18 protein-coding genes and 4 tRNA genes are annotated in these 23,676 nt (G+C 47.8%); 18 read left to right on the top strand and 4 right to left on the bottom strand.

The genetic code is table 11. The features are described from left to right. Positions 1 to 36: 36 nt before the first annotated feature. The 4 genes from ACXAGX_RS15050 to ACXAGX_RS15035 all read left to right on the top strand — a co-directional run bounded on the left by ACXAGX_RS15050 (position 37) and on the right by ACXAGX_RS15035 (position 6,503). On the top strand, positions 37 to 936 hold the full coding sequence (locus ACXAGX_RS15050) for a GGDEF domain-containing protein (protein WP_474839295.1): 900 nt from the start codon (positions 37 to 39) through the stop codon (positions 934 to 936). Further along, positions 933 to 1,955 carry an AraC family transcriptional regulator ligand-binding domain-containing protein gene (locus tag ACXAGX_RS15045; RefSeq protein ID WP_474839293.1) on the top strand — a complete coding sequence of 341 codons (1,023 nt, stop codon included), beginning with the start codon at positions 933 to 935 and terminating at the stop codon, positions 1,953 to 1,955. The genes ACXAGX_RS15050 and ACXAGX_RS15045 overlap by 4 nt, the downstream gene beginning before the upstream one ends. 160 nt (positions 1,956 to 2,115) lie before the next feature. After that, positions 2,116 to 6,021 (top strand): ATP-dependent RNA helicase HrpA, encoded by a 3,906-nt coding sequence (hrpA, locus tag ACXAGX_RS15040; RefSeq protein WP_474839292.1) that lies wholly within the window; start codon positions 2,116 to 2,118, stop codon positions 6,019 to 6,021. A gap of 179 nt (positions 6,022 to 6,200) precedes the next feature. Beyond that, positions 6,201 to 6,503, top strand: a complete 303-nt coding sequence (locus ACXAGX_RS15035) for a PilZ domain-containing protein (protein ID WP_070123261.1) — start codon at positions 6,201 to 6,203, stop codon at positions 6,501 to 6,503. A 4-nt stretch (positions 6,504 to 6,507) separates the two neighbouring features. Here the strand turns inward: ACXAGX_RS15035 and ACXAGX_RS15030 are convergent, their stop codons facing one another. Beyond that, positions 6,508 to 7,701, bottom strand: coding sequence for a class I SAM-dependent rRNA methyltransferase (locus tag ACXAGX_RS15030; protein WP_474839290.1), 1,194 nt, complete (start codon positions 7,699 to 7,701; stop codon positions 6,508 to 6,510). A gap of 133 nt (positions 7,702 to 7,834) precedes the next feature. Here ACXAGX_RS15030 and ACXAGX_RS15025 point away from each other — a divergent pair, with 133 nt between their 5' ends. The 3 genes from ACXAGX_RS15025 (at position 7,835) to ACXAGX_RS15015 (ending at position 11,280) form a co-directional block, all read left to right on the top strand. After that, a complete protein-coding gene (locus ACXAGX_RS15025) occupies positions 7,835 to 8,812 on the top strand; it encodes an NAD(P)H-quinone oxidoreductase (RefSeq protein WP_474839288.1) in 978 nt (325 codons plus the stop codon). 128 nt (positions 8,813 to 8,940) lie between these two features. After that, positions 8,941 to 9,816: an AraC family transcriptional regulator gene (locus tag ACXAGX_RS15020; RefSeq protein ID WP_474839286.1), complete on the top strand. Its 876-nt coding sequence runs from the start codon at positions 8,941 to 8,943 to the stop codon at positions 9,814 to 9,816. Positions 9,817 to 10,116: 300 nt separating this feature from the next. After that, positions 10,117 to 11,280 (top strand): alpha/beta hydrolase-fold protein, encoded by a 1,164-nt coding sequence (locus ACXAGX_RS15015; protein WP_474839284.1) that lies wholly within the window; start codon positions 10,117 to 10,119, stop codon positions 11,278 to 11,280. 496 nt (positions 11,281 to 11,776) lie between these two features. On the opposite strand, the gene ACXAGX_RS15010 is transcribed toward ACXAGX_RS15015, so the two are convergent. Together ACXAGX_RS15010 and rnhA are read right to left on the bottom strand one after the other, a co-directional pair. After that, on the bottom strand, positions 11,777 to 12,643 hold the full coding sequence (locus ACXAGX_RS15010) for a PhzF family phenazine biosynthesis protein (protein WP_474839282.1): 867 nt from the start codon (positions 12,641 to 12,643) through the stop codon (positions 11,777 to 11,779). A gap of 73 nt (positions 12,644 to 12,716) precedes the next feature. Then, a complete protein-coding gene (rnhA, locus tag ACXAGX_RS15005; protein WP_070123253.1) occupies positions 12,717 to 13,181 on the bottom strand; it encodes a ribonuclease HI in 465 nt (154 codons plus the stop codon). 139 nt (positions 13,182 to 13,320) lie between these two features. On the opposite strand from rnhA, the gene dnaQ reads away from it, so the two are divergent. From dnaQ to lolE, 10 genes are all read left to right on the top strand, one after another. Continuing rightward, a complete protein-coding gene (gene dnaQ, locus ACXAGX_RS15000) occupies positions 13,321 to 14,034 on the top strand; it encodes a DNA polymerase III subunit epsilon (protein ID WP_070123252.1) in 714 nt (237 codons plus the stop codon). Then, complete coding sequence (locus ACXAGX_RS14995; RefSeq protein ID WP_474839280.1) at positions 14,010 to 15,446, top strand: TIGR03503 family protein; 1,437 nt, start codon at positions 14,010 to 14,012, stop codon at positions 15,444 to 15,446. The genes dnaQ and ACXAGX_RS14995 overlap by 25 nt, the downstream gene beginning before the upstream one ends. A gap of 249 nt (positions 15,447 to 15,695) precedes the next feature. Beyond that, a tRNA-Asp gene (locus ACXAGX_RS14990) sits at positions 15,696 to 15,772 on the top strand. Positions 15,773 to 15,802: 30 nt separating this feature from the next. Next, positions 15,803 to 15,879, top strand: a tRNA-Asp gene (locus ACXAGX_RS14985). Between the two features lie 25 nt (positions 15,880 to 15,904). Next, positions 15,905 to 15,981 (top strand) — tRNA-Asp (locus ACXAGX_RS14980). Between the two features lie 29 nt (positions 15,982 to 16,010). Next, positions 16,011 to 16,087, top strand: a tRNA-Asp gene (locus ACXAGX_RS14975). A gap of 184 nt (positions 16,088 to 16,271) precedes the next feature. Continuing rightward, positions 16,272 to 16,952 (top strand): HupE/UreJ family protein, encoded by a 681-nt coding sequence (locus ACXAGX_RS14970; RefSeq protein WP_474839605.1) that lies wholly within the window; start codon positions 16,272 to 16,274, stop codon positions 16,950 to 16,952. Between the two features lie 15 nt (positions 16,953 to 16,967). After that, on the top strand, positions 16,968 to 17,498 hold the full coding sequence (locus ACXAGX_RS14965) for a hypothetical protein (protein WP_474839278.1): 531 nt from the start codon (positions 16,968 to 16,970) through the stop codon (positions 17,496 to 17,498). 136 nt (positions 17,499 to 17,634) lie between these two features. Beyond that, positions 17,635 to 18,321, top strand: coding sequence for a lipoprotein-releasing ABC transporter ATP-binding protein LolD (gene lolD, locus ACXAGX_RS14960; RefSeq protein ID WP_474839276.1), 687 nt, complete (start codon positions 17,635 to 17,637; stop codon positions 18,319 to 18,321). Further along, a complete protein-coding gene (gene lolE / locus ACXAGX_RS14955) occupies positions 18,318 to 19,553 on the top strand; it encodes a lipoprotein-releasing ABC transporter permease subunit LolE (protein WP_474839274.1) in 1,236 nt (411 codons plus the stop codon). Before lolD ends, lolE begins: the two co-directional genes overlap by 4 nt. Positions 19,554 to 19,621: 68 nt before the next feature. On the opposite strand, the gene ACXAGX_RS14950 is transcribed toward lolE, so the two are convergent. Next, on the bottom strand, positions 19,622 to 20,968 hold the full coding sequence (locus tag ACXAGX_RS14950) for a dicarboxylate/amino acid:cation symporter (protein ID WP_474839272.1): 1,347 nt from the start codon (positions 20,966 to 20,968) through the stop codon (positions 19,622 to 19,624). Between the two features lie 122 nt (positions 20,969 to 21,090). Between ACXAGX_RS14950 and ACXAGX_RS14945 the strand changes: the two genes are divergently transcribed. After that, positions 21,091 to 23,649 (top strand): Ig-like domain-containing protein, encoded by a 2,559-nt coding sequence (locus ACXAGX_RS14945; RefSeq protein WP_474839270.1) that lies wholly within the window; start codon positions 21,091 to 21,093, stop codon positions 23,647 to 23,649. The last annotated feature ends 27 nt before the right edge of the window (positions 23,650 to 23,676 follow it).

Genomic DNA, 23,676 nt, shown 5'->3' with positions numbered 1-23,676 from the left:
GACAGCCAGTTTGATGGTTGTATTAATCGAGGTATTATGAATCCTGTATATCGTTACCGACAGAGTCATCTGATTGGTGCCAGTGTAGGCGCGCAGAGCATTGCTGTGTACTTAAGTTTATCCCACGGTGTATTGCGTCCTGCAGCAGAAATCGATTGGTTTGATGTACTTGGCGAAGGCTGCGTATTGTTGTTCGCTTTAACCTGGATCGTCGCCGCGATCATCAGTCGTCCGCCGGGCAGGGTAACCACCTTGTTAGTGGCAGGACTCAATTGCTTTGCGTTTACCGCATTACTCGATTTTCTCGATGAGAGTATGAGCTACTCGGCTGCCCATGAATGGTTGAGTATGCTTGAATCCATGCCAGCTGCTTTTGGCATGGTGGTGATGTCGGCGGCACTCATAGGCTGGCATAAGGAACAAAAGGCGCTGAATCGCCAGCTTGAGCGCAGAGAGTGGTCGTATCGGAATCACGAGCAAATCGATCCGGTGACGCAGCTTTATCAGGCCGACTATTGGCGGGCGCGGGTGAACGATGCCAAATCTCATCAGCTTAGCGGCTGTGTGATGATGCTGGATATTAATAGATTCTCGTCGTTCAACGAAAATCACGGTTACCAGGAAGGTGATCGTTTCTTACAAGACATAGCCCGCTTACTAATAATGCATGTCAGAGCATCGGATCTCGTGTGCCGTTTTGCCGGTGACAGATTTGTGTTCCTAATGCCGGAACTATCCTGTGAATCCGCAACAAGATTAGCGAGTGATATTCAGGTATCCATACGTCATCTCGCGTTTAAATGCGGGGCAAATACCACGGCATTGTTCCAGTCTGCCCGGGTGTCAGTGTTGAATATTAACGATGGCACTAATGCCGATAATCTACTGTGTATACTGCAAAGCCGACTCAACAGCCGGGACTTCCACGCTGCATGAGTAAATGGCAATTAATGATGTCTAACAGGGTGATAGCTCAGGACACACGGTATATTCCTGCGCAGCCGCTATGCCAGGTCGTGGTCGATATTTGTCGCTCCCGGGGCGTGGCTGAACATAAATTATTGCGCGGTACAGGGATATTTGAAGCAGACATCCGGGATAACGGAAAGGTGTCGGCGCTGCAATTGGCCGCATTACTGGTTAATGCGGAAAAACTGAGCGGTGCAAGAGAGCTAGGGTTTGTTATTGGACAAGCGTTGGCAACGTCACACAACAAAGGGTTTTTGAATGCCCTGGGTTACAGCCGCGATTTAAATCAGGCTTTACGGCTACTGTCGGCCTTTGTTAATCAGGTATGCCCACTGGTATCATTTGGGGAGTATCGTCAGGGCAGTGCCAGATTGTTCACGTTTAGAGATGCCGCTGGCCATCACAAAGCGTTTGGTATTGCATCGATGATTGTTTGTTCAGCCATGGTCTCACTCAGTAAACTGTGGTGTGGTCACCGGTTACCGCTAACCTTCCATTTCCCTTTCAGCCGCCCCAGACACATCGCAGAATTCGAAATGTATCTGGGCCGAAAGTTACATTTCGATTCACCTTGTTTTAGTGTGACTGTTCCTGAAAACGCATTGGTTGAACCGTTTTCCAGGGCCGACAGCTTTTTGCTTATGGCTTCGGTTCACCATTTCGCAAAAACGCGAAAAGTAGGGGGCTTGTTACCGCAAATTATTAGAAATCTAGTTACGCGTAACCCTCAGATTGCTGCGCTGGACGTGGCTCAAGCCCTTGATATAAGCCCCGCCACGCTAAAACGTAAACTTAAAGAATGTAATACCACCTTTTCTGCACTCAACGACGAAGTGCGCCGTGAACAGGCGGTATTTTTACTGCGCATTTGCCGATTAACTAACGAGCAAAGCGCGCTGAACATGGCCATTTCCGACCTAACCAATTTTCGCCGGGCTGTAAAACGCTGGACCGGTCGTACTCCTAGCGAACTCAGAGGTCACTAAACGCAGCGTGCCGTGTCTTTCAGGCCGAATGATAACGACACAGTGTTTTACGACATGCGTCTTTATGCGGTGTGACATTGTGATAAACTATTTGTCTTTTTTGTCGTAATTATCCGGAACGACCAAAATTACTGATTAGTCTTGTTGTAAGGAAAGTGTCTTGTCTTCAGAACCTGCCGCACCGTCAGTTTCTTCGCTGTTTAATGAATTATCACACTGTATGCTGGCCGACCGCTTCCCTCTGCGTCGTCGACTGCAAAAAGTGTCTTCACTGATTAAAGAAAAGTCGCCCAAAGCGGGTGAAGCTGTTGCTGATGTGACTCAGCGCATTGAAGATTCGAAAACACGTCGTCAGTGGCGGGCAGATAACCTGCCAGAGATTGAGTATCCGCCGCTGCCGGTGAGCGATAAAAAAGACGACATCAAAGCCGCTATCGAAGCCCATCAGGTTGTGATTGTTGCCGGTGAGACCGGTTCAGGTAAAACCACTCAGTTGCCGAAGATTTGTCTCGAATTAGGGCGGGGCGTAAACGGCATGATTGCCCACACCCAACCACGACGACTGGCGGCCCGCAGCGTGGCTAGCCGTATTGCGGAAGAACTGAAAACGCCGCTGGGTGACAAAGTCGGTTTTAAAATTCGCTTTTCCGATCAGGTCAGCGATGCCAGCTACGTGAAACTGATGACTGACGGTATGCTACTGGCTGAAATGCAGCAGGACCGCTTCCTTAATCAGTACGACACCATCATTATCGATGAAGCCCACGAACGTAGTTTGAACATCGACTTTTTGCTGGGTTATCTGCGACAGCTTCTCGACAAGCGTCCGGAGCTGAAGCTTATTATCACCTCGGCGACCATCGACCCAGAACGGTTCAGCCGACACTTTAACGATGCGCCCATTGTGGAAGTGAGCGGTCGGACCTATCCGGTAGAAATTCGCTATCACGATCCCGAAGATCGTAACGATGATGCTGATCAAACTGAAGCCATTGTCGCTGCCGTAGATGAACTACGCAATGAAGCCCCCGGCGACATCCTGGTGTTTTTAAGTGGTGAGCGTGATATCCGCGATACCCAGGACGCATTGGAAAAACAAAAATACCGTAATACGGAAATCGTGCCGCTTTATGCCCGTTTGTCGGCAGCTGAACAGAACCGTATTTTTCAGTCTCACAGTGGCCAGCGTATTGTACTTGCCACCAACGTGGCCGAAACCTCGCTCACCGTTCCGGGTATTAAGTATGTTATTGATCCGGGTACCGCGCGGATTTCTCGCTACAGTGCCAGAAGCAAAGTACAGCGCCTTCCCATTGAGCCGATTTCCCAGGCCTCCGCGAACCAGCGGGCCGGACGATGTGGCCGTGTTTCTAATGGTATTTGTATTCGCTTATACAGCGAGGACGATTACCTTGGCAGACCGGAATTTACCGATCCGGAAATTCTACGTACTAATCTGGCGTCGGTTATTCTTCAGATGCTGGCACTGGGCTTAGGTGACATCGGCGCGTTCCCGTTTGTACAGCCGCCAGACAGTCGTAATATCACCGACGGTTTCCGTTTACTGGAAGAAATTCAAGCCATAGCTCGTAGCAAAGGGCAGCCGAAACTCACGCAAATGGGTCGTAATATTGCCCGTTTACCTATCGACCCTCGTTATGCCCGCATGGTGATTGAAGCCGGACGAACCAATGCACTGCGGGAAGTGATGGTTATCGCTGCCGGTTTATCTATTCAAGATCCCCGTGAGCGGCCACAAGAGAAACGTCAGCAGGCCGATGAGAAGCATAACGAACACCGCGACAAAGATTCCGATTTTATCAGTCTGTTTAATCTGTGGCAGGCGTTCCGCGACCAGCAGGCTGTACTGACCAATAATCAATTGCGTAAATGGTGTAAGACGAATTTTATTAATTACCTGCGCATGCGTGAATGGCAAGACATTGTCAGCCAGTTGAAAAAATCAGTGGCCGAAATTGGTCTTGGGATCAGTAAACAGGAAGCAGATTTCCAGTCTGTGCATCAGGCGCTATGCAGTGGCTTGCTGTCGCATCTTGGAATGAAAGACAAAGAACGGGAATATTTAGGCTCACGCAATACCAAATTCATGATTTTCCCGGGCTCGGGATTATCAAAAGCGCAGCCAAAGTGGATCATGGCTGCAGAGCTGGTGGAAACGTCCCGTTTATTCGCTCGCATGAATGCGAAGATCGATCCTGCCTGGGTAGAACCGATAGCAAAACACGTGACGCAATCGAGCTATTCCGAGCCGCACTGGTCGAAAAAACAAGGTGCGGTGATCGCGTTTGAAAAAGTGACGCTGTTTGGCCTACCCATCGTGCCGAAACGTTCAGTGGTGTACAGCAAAATCGACGCCCATGTGTCGCAAGATTTATTCATCCGCCACGCCCTGATTGAGGGTGACACCAAGCTGAATGACAAGGTGTTGCAGGACAATCAAGCGCTGCTCGAGCAGGTTGATGAGCTGGAAAAGAAAACCCGTCGCCGTGACATTCTGGTAGACGAAGAATTGCTGGTTAACTTCTATGCCATGCGCTTGCCGGTTGACGTGAACAACGAAGCGGCATTTAGGAAATGGTGGCAAAAGCAGCCGGACAAGTCGGTACTAGCGTTTACCGAAGACGACGTGTATCGCCAGCAGCCAGGTCAAGCTACTGCCAATGCGTTTCCGGATGTGTGGAAGCAAGGCACCATTACCTTACCCTTACGCTATCATTTCGAGCCAAACGCCAAAGACGATGGGGTTACCGTTACAATTCCATTACCGATTCTGAATCAGGTGAGTGAAAAAGGCTTCGACTGGCTGGTACCGGGTTTGCGTCATGAACTTATCGTGAGCCTTATTCGCGGCCTACCAAAACGCTTACGCAAGAATTTTGTGCCGGCCCCCAACTATGCTGACGCTTGTCTGGAAGATATCAATCAGTTTGATAAGCAAGGGCAACCTGTACCGATATTGCAGGCGCTATCTGACAAACTTCGCCGAATGACAGGTGTCACAATAGAGGAAGAGGAGTGGCAAACCGATCAGTTGGAACGTCACCTGAAAATGCATTTTGCCGTAGTCAATGGCAAAGGCGCAGTGATTGAGCAAGGTGACGACCTCGAAGCGCTGAAAAAGCAATGTCAGGGGCAGGTTAAAGCGACCTTTGAAAAAGCAGCGACACCAGAACTTGAGCGTAAAGGCTTACAAGAATGGGACTTTGATAAACTGCCAGCCACCTTCACCCAAAAGATGGGCGGCTTTGAGGTGCAAGCATTTCCTGCTCTGGTACCACAAGGTGATAAAGTTGACATCGTGCTGGTGGATGAAGCTGACAAAGCCCGTGCTGAACATCGACGTGGTGTCAACGTACTGATTCGAAATGCAATGCCATCGCCGCTGAGTTATTTGCAAAGTAAGTTACCGAATAAAGCCAAGTTGGGATTGTACTTTAATCCGTTTGGTCAGATTAAAGCCCTGATTGATGATTGTATTTTGGCTGGAATCGATGACTTAACTCGCCGCTTTATGCAAGAACACAACTCTGAGGTTCGTGACGCAGACACGTTTAAAGCCTGTTTGGATGTTGTGCGTGCAGAAATTAACGACGTGGTGCTGGATATCGCGAAACAAGTCGAGGAAGGCCTCACCTTGGCACACCAGTGTCAGAAACAAATGAAAGGAAACGTGCCGCTGAACATGGTTAGCGCATTGGGCGATGTAAAACAGCATCTTGGCACACTGGTTTACCCTGGATTCGTTACCGGTCTTGGAAGACAACGACTGAGCGACTGGAACCGTTATATCAAGGGGCTCGCCCGTCGTCTTGAGAAGCTGCCTATCGATCCGAATAAAGATCGCATGCATCAGCATACCGTTGAGAAGGCAGAAGCGGCGTATAAAAAAGCGTGCAATAAATTCCCGGCGGATAAAGTGCCTGCAGAATTGGCTGAAATTCGCTGGATGATTGAAGAACTCAGAGTGTCATTGTTTGCTCAACAGCTAGGAACGGCTTATCCCGTTTCAGCCAAACGGGTATTGAATGCATTGGAGAATTTCTAGTAATAAAGTAAGAGTGCTATCGCACCTTTAATTTAAAGGGGTGAGGGATATACCATCATATTCTTTCGCATATCAAACTTTGCGCTATTAGCGGGTAAACTAAGTTGACATAAGCAGGGTCCCGTCCTATAAGAGATGGGTACTTTATTAAGTTGTAACTGAGGTTGGGAGAAGTAAACGTGTTGGGATACGACGATAAAAGAAATTTTTTCAGAATGATGGTGAATTCACCCTGTCAGGTTCAAATCAACGATGAAGAATCGAGCCGGACTCACCAAGCTGTATGTAAAGACATCAGCGCGACTGGAATGTCTTTGGAAGTAGAAGAGCCGTCTATAGAGGTGGGTACACAGGTAAATGTATCTATAGACTCTAACAGCTCGCAAATTCCATCGTTATCCGCACTGGCAACCGTGGTTCGCTGTGTTCCGGAAACCGAAGAAAGCTGTATTATCGGTGTGGAAATCTCAGAAATGAAGTAACTGATCACAGATCAGTTACTTCGCATACCAACCCTTTTAGGTAGTAGCCTTCCGGATACGTTCCTATCACCGGGTGGTCTTTTGCCTGCGTCAGGCGTTCAACTATCTTAATTGTCTTGCCGGCATCCAGCGCGGCATCGGCCACAATCTTCTGAAATAAATCGGCTGGCATCAGGCCCGAACAACTGAATGTCAGCAGTAATCCGCCTGATTTCACCGCGTGCATTCCGTACATGTTAATGTCTTTGTAGCCACGTGATGCGCGACCCAGCGACGCTTTGCTGTCGACAAATTTGGGTGGGTCGAGGATCACCATATCAAACTGGCGCTGTTCTTCGTGATACTTGCGCAGAACCTGAAACACATCACCGTTCACCATGTCGCAACGCGCACTGTCAAGCTCATTGATTTCAAGGTGTTTGGCTGCAAGAGCGAGTGCCGGATCAGACACATCCACATTGGTGACATGTTTCGCGCCGCCTTGTAGCGCATAGCACGAGAATGTACCGGTATAACTGAAACAGTTCAGCACCTCTTTATCTTTGGCGTAGCGGCCGGCAGCGGCACGGGCATCACGCTGATCGAGGTAAAAACCGGTTTTATGGCCGTTGCGAATGTCTACCTGGATCTGAATACCATTCTCGAGAATAGTGACCACCGGTTCCGGGTCGCCATGAAGCGTCTGCACCAGGGGTTTCAACCCTTCTTTTGCACGCACATCCACGTCGCTGCGTTCAAAAATGTCTTTGCCCGGCAGCACTTTTTTCAGAGCCCACACAATCTTGTCTCGTTGCTTATCAGCACCGGCGCTCAACAGTTGCACCACAATCACCGTGTTGTACACGTCTATAGTCACGCCAGGCAATCCGTCGGATTCTGAAGCGATAAGGCGATAACTGTTGGTGTTTTCGCTGATCACCAGATTCTCACGAAGGGTGAAGGCTGTGGTAAGACGACGAACAAAAAAACCGTTGTCTACGGGTTCATCTTTGTTGAATGTCCACATGCGTACACGTAATTGTGATTCAGGTGACCAGGCGCCACGGCCCAACCAGTCACCTTCTGCACTTACCACATCAACGGTGTCTCCGCTGCGGCAACGTCCGTTTACCGTGGCGACAGCGCTGGCAAAAACCCAGGGATGACGACGGCGCAGTGATTTATCACGTTGAGGTTGTAAGACGACGGTGGCAGACATTGTTATGATAACCCTTAGATGAAAGTGGCGCGCAGTATAGCTTTTCTCATTATCCGGCGCGACTTTTGAACCGAATATTTGTGACGACCATAGGTATCTTTGAATTCAGATCGTCAAACCAGGGAGTACAGCGATGCGATATATCGATTTCGAAAAGGGCGCGGGGCCTGAATCTTTGCAGATCAGTGAAATAACCCCCCCTGTTGTTGCCAGTGGCCAGGTACTCGTTAAAGTGCACGCGTTTGGGGTTAACCGTGCTGACACCTTACAACGCCAGGGAAAATACCCGCCACCACCAGGTGAAAGCGACATTCTCGGGCTCGAAGTGTCCGGGGAAGTAACCGACGTTGCCGATGATGTCACTCACTGGAAAGTGGGCGATAAGGTGTGCGGTTTGGTCGCGGGCGGCGGCTATGCTGAATATGTGGCGGTAAATGCCCGTCATCTAATGCCAGTGCCAGAGAGTATGTCGTTGACATACGCAGCAGGGCTCACGGAGGTGTTTCTTACCGCCTGGCAAGCATTATTCACCATTGGTAACCTGCAACCTCAAGATAAAGCCCTTATTCATGCCGGTGCCAGCGGTGTTGGCCTAGCTGCACTGCAGCTTTGCAAACTGAAGGGCATTGCCACAGCGACCACCGCGTCTTCTGAAGATAAACTAGCACAGTGTCGTGAAATGGGCGCTAACCTTACCATTAATTACAAGGAGCAGGATTTCGCAGCCGTCTTGAAAGACACCTGGCCCGAAGGCGTGAACTTTGTGCTCGATTTTGTGGCAGGGGATTACCTGAACCGCAATTTAAAAGTACTCGCGCAAGACGGACACATTGTTTACCTAGCCATGTTGGCTGGTCGCTTTGCTGACAAGTTGGATATGGCATTGATGTTGGGCAAACGCGCCCGCATTCAGGGATCAACACTGAGAAACCGCAGTGACAGTTACAAAGCTGGTTTAATTCGTGATTTCTGCGAACACGGCTTACCGGGTTTTGACGACGGTACGCTCACAGTAAATGTCGATACAGTATTGCCGGTTGAAGAGGTCGCCACTGCCCATGCCCGCCTTGAAGCCAACGATAGTCGCGGCAAAATCATTGTTGAATGGTAATGAATGCGAGATTCACCTGACAGGTATGTTTTGGTGAATCCCCTCAAACAGCAAAAACGGTCAGGCGCAGTAGATGGGAAGCCGGTAAACTACAGCAACATTTTTACCCCGTGACCTGATGAGACAGAATGCGCGCTGATACAAGAATCGTTTTTGAAAAAGTCATAGCCTGGCTGGAATCTAATAGTGGTATAACGCCGAATTTGGACGAACTGGCGGCGGTGGCTGGTTTGTCCCGGCATCATTTTCACCGCCAGTTTTCTACGACCTTCGGGATTAGCCTACAAACGCTTATGCGAAGGGTTCGGACACATCGCGCCGCCTGGCAACTCGCTTATCGCCATTCTATGTCTGTCACTGATATTGGGTTTGAGGCAGGCTATGAAAACAGCGAGAGCTTCAGCAGGGCTTTCAAACGTCAGACCGGCGTGACACCCAGCGAATTCCGGCATTCTCCGGACCTTGAGCGCATAACACAGCTCGCCAATGCGGTAAGGTTGCTGGACAGTGAGACTCCAGATAATACCGCTACGGATACGTCGGCACCGGCGTTAGTTCAGTTTGAAGGTGTTAAGTTGGCACAGCTTCTTCATATGGGGTCACCACAAACGCTGATGGCTTCCGTTGGTGCCTTTATTCAATGGCGAAAGTTGAATGGCTTACCGCCTTCTCAAAGCCGAACGTTTAACATCTTTTATTCAGATCCTAGCACTACTGAACTTGAGGCCTTTACCTTCGGTATTGCTGCTGAGCACGACAAAGGCATAGCGCCAAATAAGCAGGGCGTATCTGAAGCCCACATTCCAGCTTTGCATTGTTTAAGCTGGATAGAAACTGGCAGCGACGGCAAGTTACAGCGGCGTATTGAACAGGTTATTGGCGAAGGGGGCTATGACTGGGACTTCGAACAATTCCCACCATTCTTAGAGCGACTGCGCTTTTACCCGGATGTGCCTTTGGAAGAGGCGCAAAGTAGGGTGTATTTGCCGGTGCAGGCTGAGTGATAGTGGTGGCGATATAATCTATATTTGCGTGAGCTGCCTGCTATAAAGAGAAGATAAGAAATATTGCTAAGACAAACTTCCTTTTCATTGTGCTAAAGCTCCTTTTATACGTTTCATACAGATCTACAGTGCGTCGTTATCCCAGTGCTGCTTGGGTGACAATAGACACTTCTTTGAACTAAGTACATTCGTACTCATCGCAAGACTATCACGTAACCTGTGACAAAAATAATGTGCAAACAAAAACACAACATGCACTGATAAGCTGTTAAGGTAGAAGAAAAAATTACAAGGATAAGTATGAAGTATTTCAAATGGTTGTTTACTGCGGCATTGCTTGCGTCTTCGTTTCAAAGTCTGGCAAATGATTACGAAGTGGTGAACATAGATTCAGAGGTATTGGACGAACGGCGGCAATATCATGTTTTACTGCCAGAGGATTATTTCGCCACATCGCAAAATTATCCCGTAATTTACCGGCTTGACGGCGCTGAGAATATTCCTCTGATGAAAGAGGTATTAGGCAGATTACAAAAAGCTGACGCCGCTCCCGGCGTTATCATTGTTGCGATTGAAAATACCGACAGACTCCACGACATGTATCCCACAGTTAATCAGGACAGAAATGGCCCGGTTGGTATTGGCGGCGGGGCTAAAAATTTTCTTACGTTCATCGAGCAAGAACTGATCCCCGATGTGGAAAAACGGTATCGCACACATTCAACCCGAATTATCGCCGGGGCATCAGCTGCTGGCGTGTTTAGTTTGTATGCCATGCAACAGCGCCCGGGCCTTTTCAATGCGCATATCGCTTATAGTCCTGCGGTTTGGTGGAATGCGGGGGCAATGGTGGAACGAACCAAAAAGTGGCTGTCTACTAAACCTTCTGAATCTGCCTATGTTTATATGAATATGGGGAATGAAGGGCTTCCAATGCGACCGTATTACGACGCGCTCTTAACGGCGTTTTCAAATCATGAAAACCCCCATCTAAGTTTAGTCGTAAACGAACATACTGGTGTTTCTCACGGGCTCACATCGGCGGCTGGCATTTTTAACGCTTATCAATCATTTTTCCTAAGTAAAACATTTCCCCGGGAGAAAGTGACTGCAAATATGCAAGTGATCGACGATTACTATCGGCGGTTAGGTGAACAATGGGGTATAGACTCAACGCCACCAGAAAATGTGGTTCGCGAATTGGGTTACTACTTTGACTGGCAGAAAAAGCCCCATTTAGCCATGATGCTGTATAAGCATAATATGTCTCATCATCCTGAAAACCCTGATGCAATTGCCGGTGTTGCGTATGGCTATGAAGGACAAAACAAACTCAGGGAAGCGCTGACGTACGCGAAAAAAGCGTTGGCTGTCGCTACAGAAGATATTCCTTACTACGATTATTTTGTTGAGAATGTACAGCGCTTAGAAAACAAATTGAAAAGCACAAAGAAAGCGAATTAATTCGCTTTCTCTGGAGTGATGTATAAGGAAAATAAAATATTCAATGAGAAATAAACGGGAAGTGTATGTATAAGCAGAACAGGTTTTGCACCGATGTAGGCATTCAGTATCCTATTGTTCAGGCTCCAATGGCGGGTGTGTCAACGCCAACATTAGCTGCTGCAGCCTCCATTGGCATATGATGCCGCTAAAAAGTTACACAGCGGGGCATCAAAGCAAGGTAATTTTGATTTTGCGGCTTATTGGTCTCTGGTCAGGGTGCTCCGCTGAAAAGGGCGCTGCCGGCCGACGCGCTTGTCAGGCTGCTAGTTGAAGAATGTAATTGGTGAAGTAAAAAGTGCTCATTAATTTGAATAAACGCTTTATTGGAATAAGTGAGCTCGGGTTGTTTGACAAGCGATACAAATAAAAAATGGGATCGTCAAGATCCCATTTATATCTACTCAAAAAATACTGCCAATAGGTTACGTATTGTGTTCCAGGTCATTTTGAATAGTCAGAGATAAATCTGGCGCACTCCGATCTCGCCTGCTTTCCCGCCAACTAACACACGAACCATCTGATTATCCTTATACTCAAGTTCTGCGGTTATCTGAGATGTGGCGCCCATCAGGCGGCCCTGTTCAAAGACAAAATTGCGTTTATGGTTGCCAAATTGTTTTACAAGATAGCAAGCCAGTGCACCACTGGCACTACCGGTCGCAGACTCTTCCGGTATAGCAAATAATGGAGCGAAATTACGGCACCGTGCAGTGCTGAGATTCTTGTGTTTATTTAATTCGAAAGCATGAATACCTACGACCTGATGCTGTTTGCAGAATTCACTGGTTGCTTTATCGTCTAAGCGGATTTTATCCAGGTAGCCGACTGGAACAGGCACAATGATATCCGGCAGGCCGGTGGACACGACCTCTATAGGTAAACCTGTAGAGGCCAGAATGTCAGTGGACAAACCTATTAGCGGTGAAATCTGTTCACGGGTAAAAGTGGCTAGATATTGTGGTAAAGCCTGCTCCATAATGATACTACCGTCAGAGTGAACGGTAACTGGAAGCAATCCCGCATTAGTGTGCTGTTTATACACCCCTGCGGTTACAACACCTTGTCTAAAAAGTGTGGAAAATGTGGCCAGCGTTGCATGGCCGCAAAAATCCACTTCGCCGGTAGTCGTATAAAAGGATACTCTGAAGTCTGTATCCGGATCCTCTGACACGAAGGCGGTTTCAGAATAGCCAACGGACTTTGCGATAAATAGCTTTTCTTCGTCAGTCAGGTTTGCTGCCGATAAAACTACACCCGCAGGATTTCCACCATGGCCATTGTGAGTGAACGCATTCACCAAAAATACTTCAACGGATTTCAATATGAATCTCTTTTTGAACTAACTGTGTCAGAATATACGCTGCAATCAGGGGGACTTGAGCAGCACGTTTTAATTAACCGCTAAAGCCGTCATCATCCCGCGTAGGGGATTCCGCCGCGGCACGGGCCAAATCATCAACCCGTTCATTTTCCGGATGTCCGGAGTGGCCTTTTACCCAATGCCAGTCGATATCGTGCTTCTTCACTGCTTCGTCGAGACGCTTCCACAGGTCGGCATTTTTAACCGGTTTCTTATCAGCGGTGCGCCAGCCATTCTTGCGCCAGTTTTTGATCCACTGGTTAATGCCGTTTTTCACATATTGACTGTCAGTGGTGATGTCCACCTGACAGGGTTCTGTCAAACATTCTAACGCGACCGATGGGGCCATCAACTCCATACGGTTGTTGGTAGTCATGTTAAACCCTTCGCTGAGTTCCTTTTCGTGCTTACCATAAATCAGCAATGCGCCGTATCCGCCGGGGCCGGGATTGCCGAGACAAGATCCATCGGTGAAGATAGCGATTTTTTTCTTTGCCATAGTGAGGCCTTTTTTACTTCAGATTGTGTTTCTCTGCGATTGGCTTGGTATACTAAAGAAGTGAAAAGGGCTCTACCAGCGAAAACTGAAAATCCCTTTAACCATTCTTAATTGTGCAATAAAACAAGGTGTTGTAAACATGCGTCAGATTGTTCTGGATACGGAAACCACGGGTATCGAGCCGAAAGAAGGGCACCGTATCATCGAAATAGGCTGTGTCGAGGTGATAAACCGTAAGCTCACCGGTAATCATTTCCATGTTTATATTAATCCGCAGCGCATTGTTGAGCAGGAAGCGATTGAGGTTCACGGTATCACTAACGAATTCCTCGCCGATAAGCCTTTGTTTGCGGATGTTGCACAGGATTTTATCGACTTTATCCGTGGTGGGCAGTTAGTTATTCACAACGCGGCTTTCGACGTGGGCTTTATGGATCATGAATTTGCCATGAACCCGGCAACGCGTTCGGTGAAAACTGCTGAAATATGTACTGTTCTTGATTCGTTATTGCTTGCCAGAAAAATGCATCCTGGCCAGAAGAACAACCTCGATGCATTGTGTCGTCGTTATGGCATAGATAATAGTCACCGTGAACTTCACGGCGCATTACTCGATGCGGAGATCCTGGCTGACGTTTATCTGTTAATGACCGGCGGCCAGACAAAATTGAATCTGGCGGGACAAAACAGTGGCAGTGGTGACGACGGCGCTATTCGCAGAGTGCAGCGAAACGGAAATAAATTAAAGGTTATCAGTGCCTCCGCCGATGAATTAGAACAACATGAGGCACGTCTGGATATCGTGCAAAAAAGCGGTGGAAAGTGTTTGTGGCGACCAGCTTCCGAAAATTAATAACTTCAATTTCCCTGGCTATCGTTGCCGCGATAGCCTGTTATATTCCTTTATCTGCGGCACAGCAGTCTCAGCCTGTGGCTGAACCCGTCGATACCAGCGTGCTTACCTCACTGGGCGACGACTACCAAAATTCCATCATTCTGCTTCAAAATCGTTTTCGCATTGACCACGAAGTCGATGAAGTCACGCTGATATTTTTCCGTGAGTTTGGCTCAGCCCCAGTCGTGCTCGTGCGGCCTGATGGGTCGAAAATTTTTAGCAGTCAGGCTGAAAAGAATAACGTCGAATGGTTCGATGATGACACCTTCGACATGATAAAGATTAAAAATCCTGTACCCGGCCCATGGCAAGCGGTGGGGCAGGTAATGCCTGAAAGCCGCGTGATGGTGATTTCAGAAATAGAATTGCATGCCGACCCGTTGCCGGCGGTCATATTCTCTGGAGAAGTGCTTAAGCAAACGGCCTATCTTACCAATGGTGGCAAACCCATCGATTATTCGCAGTTCCGTGATGTAGTAGATGTGTCCATTGAATTGCGCAGTACGAATAACCCGAATTACGATAATTTCGGTGCTAACGTCGAACAGATTGCTCGTTTCGAAGACAATGGCCGAGGCATGGATGAGGCACCGGAAGATGGTGTGTTCACTGGTCAGTTTAACTTAGCTATTCCTGCGGGCGAGTGGCGCCCTGTATTCACCGTAAGCACCCCTATGTTTTCCCGGGAGCAAGTTGACCCGGTCATCATGTTACATAAAAACCCGGTTACCATGCGCGAAGTGCTGAATGATGGCCAACAGGGTTATCACGATCTTTATATAGATGTGGTAAGAGACCAAATCGATATAGCGTCGTTATTAATAGACGGTAAAGTGCGGTTCCCTAATGGAGACGTGCAGAATTTCTCGATTACCGAACCATCCCCAGAACCCAGGCTACATCGCATTTTAGCGTACGGTGAGGGCTTGTTCAGAGTGAAAATTACTGCCTACGCCACTACGGTAGATGGCAGAGACGTGATCCTTGATGTGCCTGAGTATACTTTTCGTGGAGAAGCACCAGACAGTGCCGAGGAAGGCGACGGCAGCGATGCGCCTGTCGATCTCGAAGCGCAGCTGATGGATAAAATGAACGCGCCCGAAATGCCAGTAATTCCACCTGAAGAGCAGGGGATGGATGATGCGACACTTTATTTGCTCATCGGCGCAGTCAACGGCGGTATCATTTTAATTGGCGCGATTGTGGTGATTATTATCATCTGGCGACGAAAACGCGCGGCGAAGAAGTTGGCCATTAAAGACGAACAAACTTCGGAGACTGCAGAACCCGTTGAAAAGAAACCGGGATTTCTGGCGGGTTTACTGGCTAAATTTAAGAAAAAGAAAGAACCTGAGGCTAGTAGCGATTGAATCGGTACTGTTCGAGGCGCATAAAAAGTAAAGCTTATACATCTGTTTCTCAGTGAAAATGCTGCTCTGGTAGTCTATTTGATTTATATTGCAGCATTGTGGCGATTATTCAGTCAAACGGAACGAATTGACCTACTTTATCGAAAAAAACCGTTGACTCGACCATAGGGAATACGTATTATCTGCGCCGCAGTCAGGGCAGAGACTTGAATAAAGATTCTGCAAGCTGCTGAAAAAATTGAAAAAAGTGGAGCGGTAGTTCAGTTGGTTAGAATACCGGCCTGTCACGCCGGGGGTCGCGGGTTCGAGTCCCGTCCGCTCCGCCACTTTCAATAGCAAAACTAATATGGTTCTTCGGAGCGGTAGTTCAGTTGGTTAGAATACCGGCCTGTCACGCCGGGGGTCGCGGGTTCGAGTCCCGTCCGCTCCGCCATTTAGTTTCGCGTCTTCTCTTGTGTGGAGCGGTAGTTCAGTTGGTTAGAATACCGGCCTGTCACGCCGGGGGTCGCGGGTTCGAGTCCCGTCCGCTCCGCCATTCAAGAGTACAGAACAAAAAATGCCGTTGGAGCGGTAGTTCAGTTGGTTAGAATACCGGCCTGTCACGCCGGGGGTCGCGGGTTCGAGTCCCGTCCGCTCCGCCATTTCCCTTCTTGTTTTATCGTTTATTTCCAATTTCGTTAGTAATCAAATTTTTCTTCTAAAATACGCCTTCGTTATTGAGTCTATTCACCAATAAATCTCGCTATCTGTTTGATAATTTGTAAAACTCCGTTGTTAATATAAAAGATAAAAGTCTTAAGGAGCGGGCAAGTGCCAGCTGCATTTATCAGATGCTGCATTCTTTTCTTTAGCGTAGCAGCCACATTGTGGTGTACAGACGTTTTTGCTCACGGTGTAGATAACAACACTCGCGCTTTTCTTCAGCAGAGTGAAGGCATTCAATTTATCCCGTTCCTTTATATCGGCGCTAAACACATGGTGACCGGTTACGATCACCTGCTATTCTTACTCGGCGTCATATTCTTTTTGTATCGCAGTAAAGAAATCCTGCTCTTTGTTACCTTATTCACTATTGGCCACAGCACCACCTTGTTATTGGGCGTGCTGATGCACATTCAGGTTAATGCGTACCTTATCGATGCTATCATCGGCTTGTCTGTTGTTTATAAAGGTTTTGACAATTTAGGTGGCTTTAAACGGTGTTTTAATTGGCAACCCGACGCCCGTCTAGCGGTTTTTATTTTTGGTTTATGTCATGGTTTTGGATTGGCAACTAAACTGCAAGAATTCGAACTATCTGAAAACGGCCTGTTTGCGAACCTCGTTGCTTTTAACCTCGGTGTGGAAGTGGGGCAATTTAGCGCGTTGGCTGTAATTTTGATTTTGATCACTGCCTGGCGTAAATTGCCGTCTTTTCAACATTTTGCAACTATCACCAATACACTGCTAATGAGTGCCGGACTTATGCTTATGGGTTACCAGCTTACCGGCTATTTCCTCAGTTAACGCACAGAGAGCATTATGGAACATACCGTTAGTTCAAAAACACTAATTAAAGCGTCATTAACCGCATTGCTCCTCGCTGCGATAACACTTTTGACCGTTATTCTTCCTGCTGAGTACAACATTGACCCTACTGGCGTAGGTAAGGCACTTGGGCTAACTGTATTCGCGGGAAGTGAAGAAATAGCTCAGCCTGTACAGAGTGAGAATGAGATAGCAGTTAGCGATAGCTTCGAGGCAATTAAAGTTACTGTTCCGGCAGGAAAGGGCGTGGAGTATAAATTCTCGATGCCACAGTACGCGAAAATGACCTACGAATGGATAACCGATGGAACACCATTGTATTTCGACTTACACGGCGAGCCAGAGGGTGATACCACAGGATATTTTGAGAGTTACACGATATCCACATCCACCGAAATGAAAGGAAGTTTTACTGCACCTTTTGCGGGTAGCCATGGTTGGTATTGGCGGAACTACAGTGGGGAACCTGTGGTGGTTAAACTCTATGTAAAAGGTCAGTACACGGTTATCGGATTAAAACAGTAAATCAAATTTGAAGAAAACAGCCGCTCTGAGCGGTTTCTCCCTGCCGTTCTGCAATTTAAACGCTTCTTTGTTTGCCATTCATCACAGGCGCGATAGTATCTGCACTGTCAGAAACGAAATTAGAAGCGCTAAATAAATGGAAGCATTACTCGCCTGTCGCGGGATCACAAAAATCTATCACGACGGACAGACTGACACGCCTGTACTGTCAAACGTATCCTTATCTGTAAAACCGTCTGAACATGTTGCTATTCTTGGCAGTTCGGGCTCTGGTAAAAGCACATTACTTCACATACTGGGTGGTTTAGACAAGCCTACGGAAGGTGAGGTGTGGTTTGAAGGAAAATCGATTACCTCGATGAAATCGGCGCAACTTGCTGCGCTGAGAAACCAGAAAATCGGGTTTATCTATCAGTTTCATCACTTGTTACCTGAATTCACCGCACTTGAGAACACGGCCATGCCACTGTTGATTGGTGGCGAAAATCCGACCAACGCAACGAAGCAAGCCCAGGAAATACTTGAAAAAGTAGGGTTGTCTCACCGTATGCAGCACAAGCCTTCTGCGTTGTCTGGTGGTGAACGTCAGCGTGTAGCCATTGCGCGCGCATTGGTGAATCGTCCTGCTTTGGTGCTGGCCGATGAGCCAACTGGCAATCTCGACAATAAAACCGGTGAGCAGATCTATCAGCTGCTCACATCACTCAGTGAAAGTTTAGGTACCAGCTTTGTGGTTGTAACACACGATAACGCGTTAGCAGCGAGAATGGACCGTATTCTACGCATCAAAGATGGCGTGCTTCATGGGGAGGCTAGCGCTTGAGTCTTGCGTGGCAATTAGCCTCTCGTTTTCGCCGGGCTAAACAGACAAACGGCTATATCTCGTTCATTTCATTCTCTTCAACACTGGGAATTGGTCTCGGTTGTTTTGTGCTCATTGTGCTGCTATCAATCATGAATGGCTTTGAACGTGAGCTTTTAAACCGGATTTTAGCCGTCATTCCTCACGGCGAACTTTATTCAGTAAACAGTGAAGGGATCCGCGATTGGAAAAGCGAAATCGCGTTGTTGGAACAAGATGACAGAGTCGAAAGCATTGAGCCCTACACCCGAATTACTGGCATGTTACAGCACAAAGGGAATCTGCGGGCTGTAGAACTCACCGGACTTGATATGAGCCGAGCGAGTCACGATCGTTGGCTAAATCAGGTCTCGGCTGAAGATTGGCAACAATTCAAGGCAGACGAAGATTCAGTGCTGATTGGTCAGGGGCTAATGGACAAGCTTGAACTCGCAGCGGGAGATCGCATTAGCGTACTCATTCCTACCGCCACGGAAGATTTGTCGTTTAAAGCGCCGCACCTCATGCATCTCACTGTTGCTGGCAGGCTCAAAGTTGGCGGTGAAATGGATAATTACTTGGCCATGATGCACCTGGCCACAGCCTCAACGGAATCCGGTGTCATCACCGGGGCTCAGGGGTTACGTTTCATGCTTAAAGATCCTTACAGCGCTTATGAAACGATGCGGGATATCGGTTATAACTTTGACCAACCCGTGTATATCTCGTATTGGATGCGTACCCAAGGTCACTTATACAACGACATTCAATTGGTGCGTGTTGTTGTGATGATTGCGCTGACGCTGGTGATTGCGGTGGCCTGTTTTAATATTGTTTCCACACTGGTTATGTCGGTGCGAGAAAAGCAGGGGGCAATAGCTATTCTTCGTACCATGGGAGCGCCTGACAGCCTGATTCGTCGTACCTTCATGATGCAAGGCATGATTAACGGTGTCATTGGCATTGTGTGCGGTACGGTAGCAGCAGTGGTGATTGCTCCGAATCTGTCAGCCATTGTCGCAACCATTGAGTCATGGACGGGCATTACACTGCTTTCCGGCGATATCTATTTTATTGATTTTTTGCCTTCGGAACTGCAATGGACCGATGTCATTCTTACGGTCGTAGTGGCATTTACACTTTGCTTGCTGGCAACCTGGTATCCGGCAAGACGGGCTGTGAATGTTGATCCTGCCCAGGCACTGAACCGCTAACAGTTCGAATTGAATATAAAAAAGGGGCGCATTGGTAAAATGCGCCCCTTTTCTTTTGAATCATCTAATTAACTGTTTTTGTCAAAGTGCTCGAAGTCGATGGTTTCTTCTTTTGTACCGGCATCAGGGTCGTTGAACACGGCTTCATCAAGCTCGCCTTCACTTTTTGCTACCACACAAGACACCATACAATCGCCGGTGATATTAACCGCTGTACGGGTCATATCGAGTAAGCGGTCGACACCAATGATAAGTGCAATTCCCTCTACTGGCAGGTTGACTTGTTGGAGTACCATTGCCAGCATAATAAGGCCAACACCAGGCACGCCTGCGGTACCCACCGAGGCCAACGTGGCGGTAAACACCACCATGATGTAATCACCAAGGGTTAAATCGACACCGTAAACTTGCGCGATAAACACGGTTGCCACACCTTGCATAATGGCGGTGCCATCCATGTTAATGGTTGACCCCAGCGGCAGGGTGAAAGATGAAACCGATTTACCCACACCCAGTTTGTTACGTGCGGTTTCCATGGTCACTGGCAAGGTGGCACTGCTGCTTGATGTGGTAAAGGCAAATAAGGCAGCATCACGCATTTTCTTGAGCATGATAACAGGGTTGAGACCGGTCGCGAGTTTCAGCATGACGGAGTAGGTTACAATGCCATGCAAAATAAGCACGACAATCACCAGAAAGAAATATTTCGCTAGGCTTCCCAGCATTTCAGCACCAATGGTGCTAAACAGTTTCGCCATCAATACAAACACACCGTACGGTGCAAGATTCATAATAATCGTCACCAAGCGCATGATGATTGTATTCAAATCTTCAAATACTGCGCCCAAACGCTTACCAGCATCGCCAGTCATTGCCATTGCAACGCCGAACAGCACGGCAAAGATAATAATTTGCAGCATGTTACCTTCCGCCATCGATTTAATCGGGTTGGTGGGGAACATGTTGATAATCACTTGACTGAAAGTCGGTGCTTCTTTGGCGACATAGGTTGCATCGGTGGGCATGGATACGCCGCTACCCGGACTTATCACTAATCCCAGACTGATAGCCAGTGTAATTGCAATGGCGGTTGTGAGTATATATAACGATACGGATTTGAGACCCAATCGACCCAATTTACTGGGGTCGGTTAAACTGCATGTACCGCATACAAGCGAGATAAACACTAGTGGTACCACTAACATTTTCAAGCTGGCGATGAAGATGGCGCCGACAGTTGAGAATATACCATCTACTAAAAAGGTATACGTGGAAAACTCGAAGCCGAATATCGAAAAGCGTAAATCTCCGCTATCATCGAACAGAAGCTGAAGTAATGCGCCGGTAATGATTCCGGCACCCATGCCGATAAAGATTCTGGCTGTCAAACTTAGCTTTTTAGAAGATTGAGACATGAAGGTTCCCTAACATCAGATGTTTCTTGATTTTGTTATAGCGCTAGTTTGCCAGAATCTTATCAGATTGAAATGAGAAATATTTCAGTAATGTCATTTACTAGAGGTCCAGGAAGACAACTATGAAAACACTTTCCAAGTCTCTGACGTTGTTCAGTATGCTGTTAATGTTATTTGCCTGCGGAGGCGGCGGAGGCTCACTTGAGCGCGAAACCAGCAGCGGTAACACCGGCGGAGACACGGGCACCACCACAGATCCCACTTACACAGTAACGCTTTCGCTTACCGATCAGGCTGGCGAAACCGACCGTGATTTATCTTCAGAAAATCCGCTGACTCTTACAGCGACGGTGGTGGATCAAGACGGCGCAGCACTAGCTGATGCTCTCGTTACTTTTTCCCTATCTAATGAAAACCTGGCTTCGTTTGGCAACGATACGGGTACCGCCAGAACGGATGATGCCGGTGTCGCTACCATCAACTTAACCGCCAGCACCGCCAGTGGTGATGGCCAGATTACGGCAACAACGCCTGACGGCACCACAGGCACAACGACGTTTTCGGCAACAGGTACAGGTGCAACATCAGACAACTATACGGTGACACTATCGTTAGCCAATGCTGGAGGGGAAGCTGACCGTGATTTATCTTCTGAAAATCCGCTCACCCTTAATTTTACGGCGGTAAATGCTAGCGGTAATCCGTTAACTGACGCACTCATCACCTTTACCCTGTCAAATGACGATATTGCACAGTTTTCTAACGACACTGGCACTGCTAGAACTAACGACAGCGGCGAAGCGACTATTGGATTGCTTGTGGGTTCTTCCGCGGGCGATGGCCAAGTTACTGCTACCTTGCCGGATGGATCTACTCAAACCACCACATTTTCTTCTGCGGGCGCCTCTGTTGTTACTGAAGTGCCAGCTGAAATGGAGTTTTATGCCTCTTCAGTGCTCTTACCTTCCAGCGGCTCAGATAGCGTTGAACTGATTGCTCTGGTTAAAAACTCTCAAAGTGTGCTTATGGAAGGCGTTGAGGTGAGCTTTTCTGCTCCTGCATCCGCTGGCGTAGAAATTCAGCAAGTAGACGATGCCACGCTGGAAAATGGTACTGCTTCAGCATTACTGAGCACCAGTAATAATGCAGGTAACCGCTTTGTCACCGTAACCGCTACAGCAGGAGACGTAGTGCGCACCATTGAAATTGAAATAGACGGTACAGAAGTCACCATTAATGGTTCCCGTTCAATTACGATTAACGATTCTGCGACCCTTACACTTCGTGTTCAGGACTCTGATGGCACAAACATTCCAAACCAATCTATCTCATTAAGTACTGATATCGGCACGCTGTCTGCGACAGAAGTGACCACAGGCACCAATGGTCAGGCTTCCGTAACGTTTACAGGCTCTGAATCTGGAACGGCGACAATTTCTGGTACTGCACTGGGGTCAACAACAACATTTACGGTTACTGTTCAAGAAGATGATTTTGCTTTTACAACAGTGCCAACCGAAGAAGTACCGGTAGCACCAGATAATGCTTATGAAGCTGGTGATTACACCACCTTGACCGTTTCCTGGAGTAAAGACAACGCCGTTTTTGCCGGTGGTAATGTGACTTTCACAGCCTCACGCGGCGATATTCGGCCTGGTGACGAAACCGGTACCACTGATGCTTCAGGCGAAATTTCATTCGACATCGCTTCGACGAATGCTGGCATTGCTGAAATTACCGCAACTGGTAATGACGGTGCAGGTAATGAAGTCACTGCAACGGTTGAAATAGAATTTATCGCCACAGATGCTGACATCATGTACGTAGATGCATCGCCGGATATCATTGGTCCTGATGGTCAAACAAGTACTATTTCCGCCATTGTTCGCGATCCGGCAGGTAATCTAGTTAAAAACAAGGTAGTTAGTTTCAATGTAAATGATACGAGCACCGGTACGATTTCACCTTCGCAAGCCACCACTGACAGTAACGGTATTGCATCTACCGTATTCACATCTGCAGCAGTAACGAGTGAAGAGTTTGTATTAATCACCGCGACTGTATTAGATGAACCAGAAGTGACGGCACAGGTTTCAATGACAGTGGGAAATCGTGCGTTTGATGTGTCAATTGGAACAGGGAACTTGTTAGGCGCCCCTGATGACACCATTTTCCTGAAAGAATTTGCTGTTTTTGTGACTGATTCTGCTGGACGTCCGATTGAAAACATTGAGTTAACGGCATCGTTGGTCCCGGTACCTACCGCTTTTAGCGGACAATATCACAAAGGTGACTGGACGTGGGATGGTACGCTATGGCGAGTGAATTACACAATATCATGCCCTAATGAAGATGATAACGATAACGGTATGCTAGACCCTCTTGAAGACGATAATGGCGATACATTCCTAACGCCTGGTATTGTCGGCTCCATAGCGTTCAAAGACGGTGTGAGTACTACCGATGCGAATGGCCAAGCAACACTAGAGGTGAGATACCCAAGAGAATATGGTGCATTTTATGAGTCGGAGATTACCATTTATGCGCAATCTACGGGTAGCGAGTCTAAGCAATCAATTCTGTATGATTACGAGGTGTTATCTACCGACCTGACTAACGAGAGTGTATCTCCACCCGACAGTCCTTTCGGAACATCTTCTGACTGTAGTGACTTCTTCTAACTAGCATTACAAATAAAAAGCCGGGTC

This window comes from Alteromonas sp. ABV4_515 (assembly GCF_056160345.1).
This window is presented reverse-complemented; position numbering and strand designations above follow the sequence as displayed.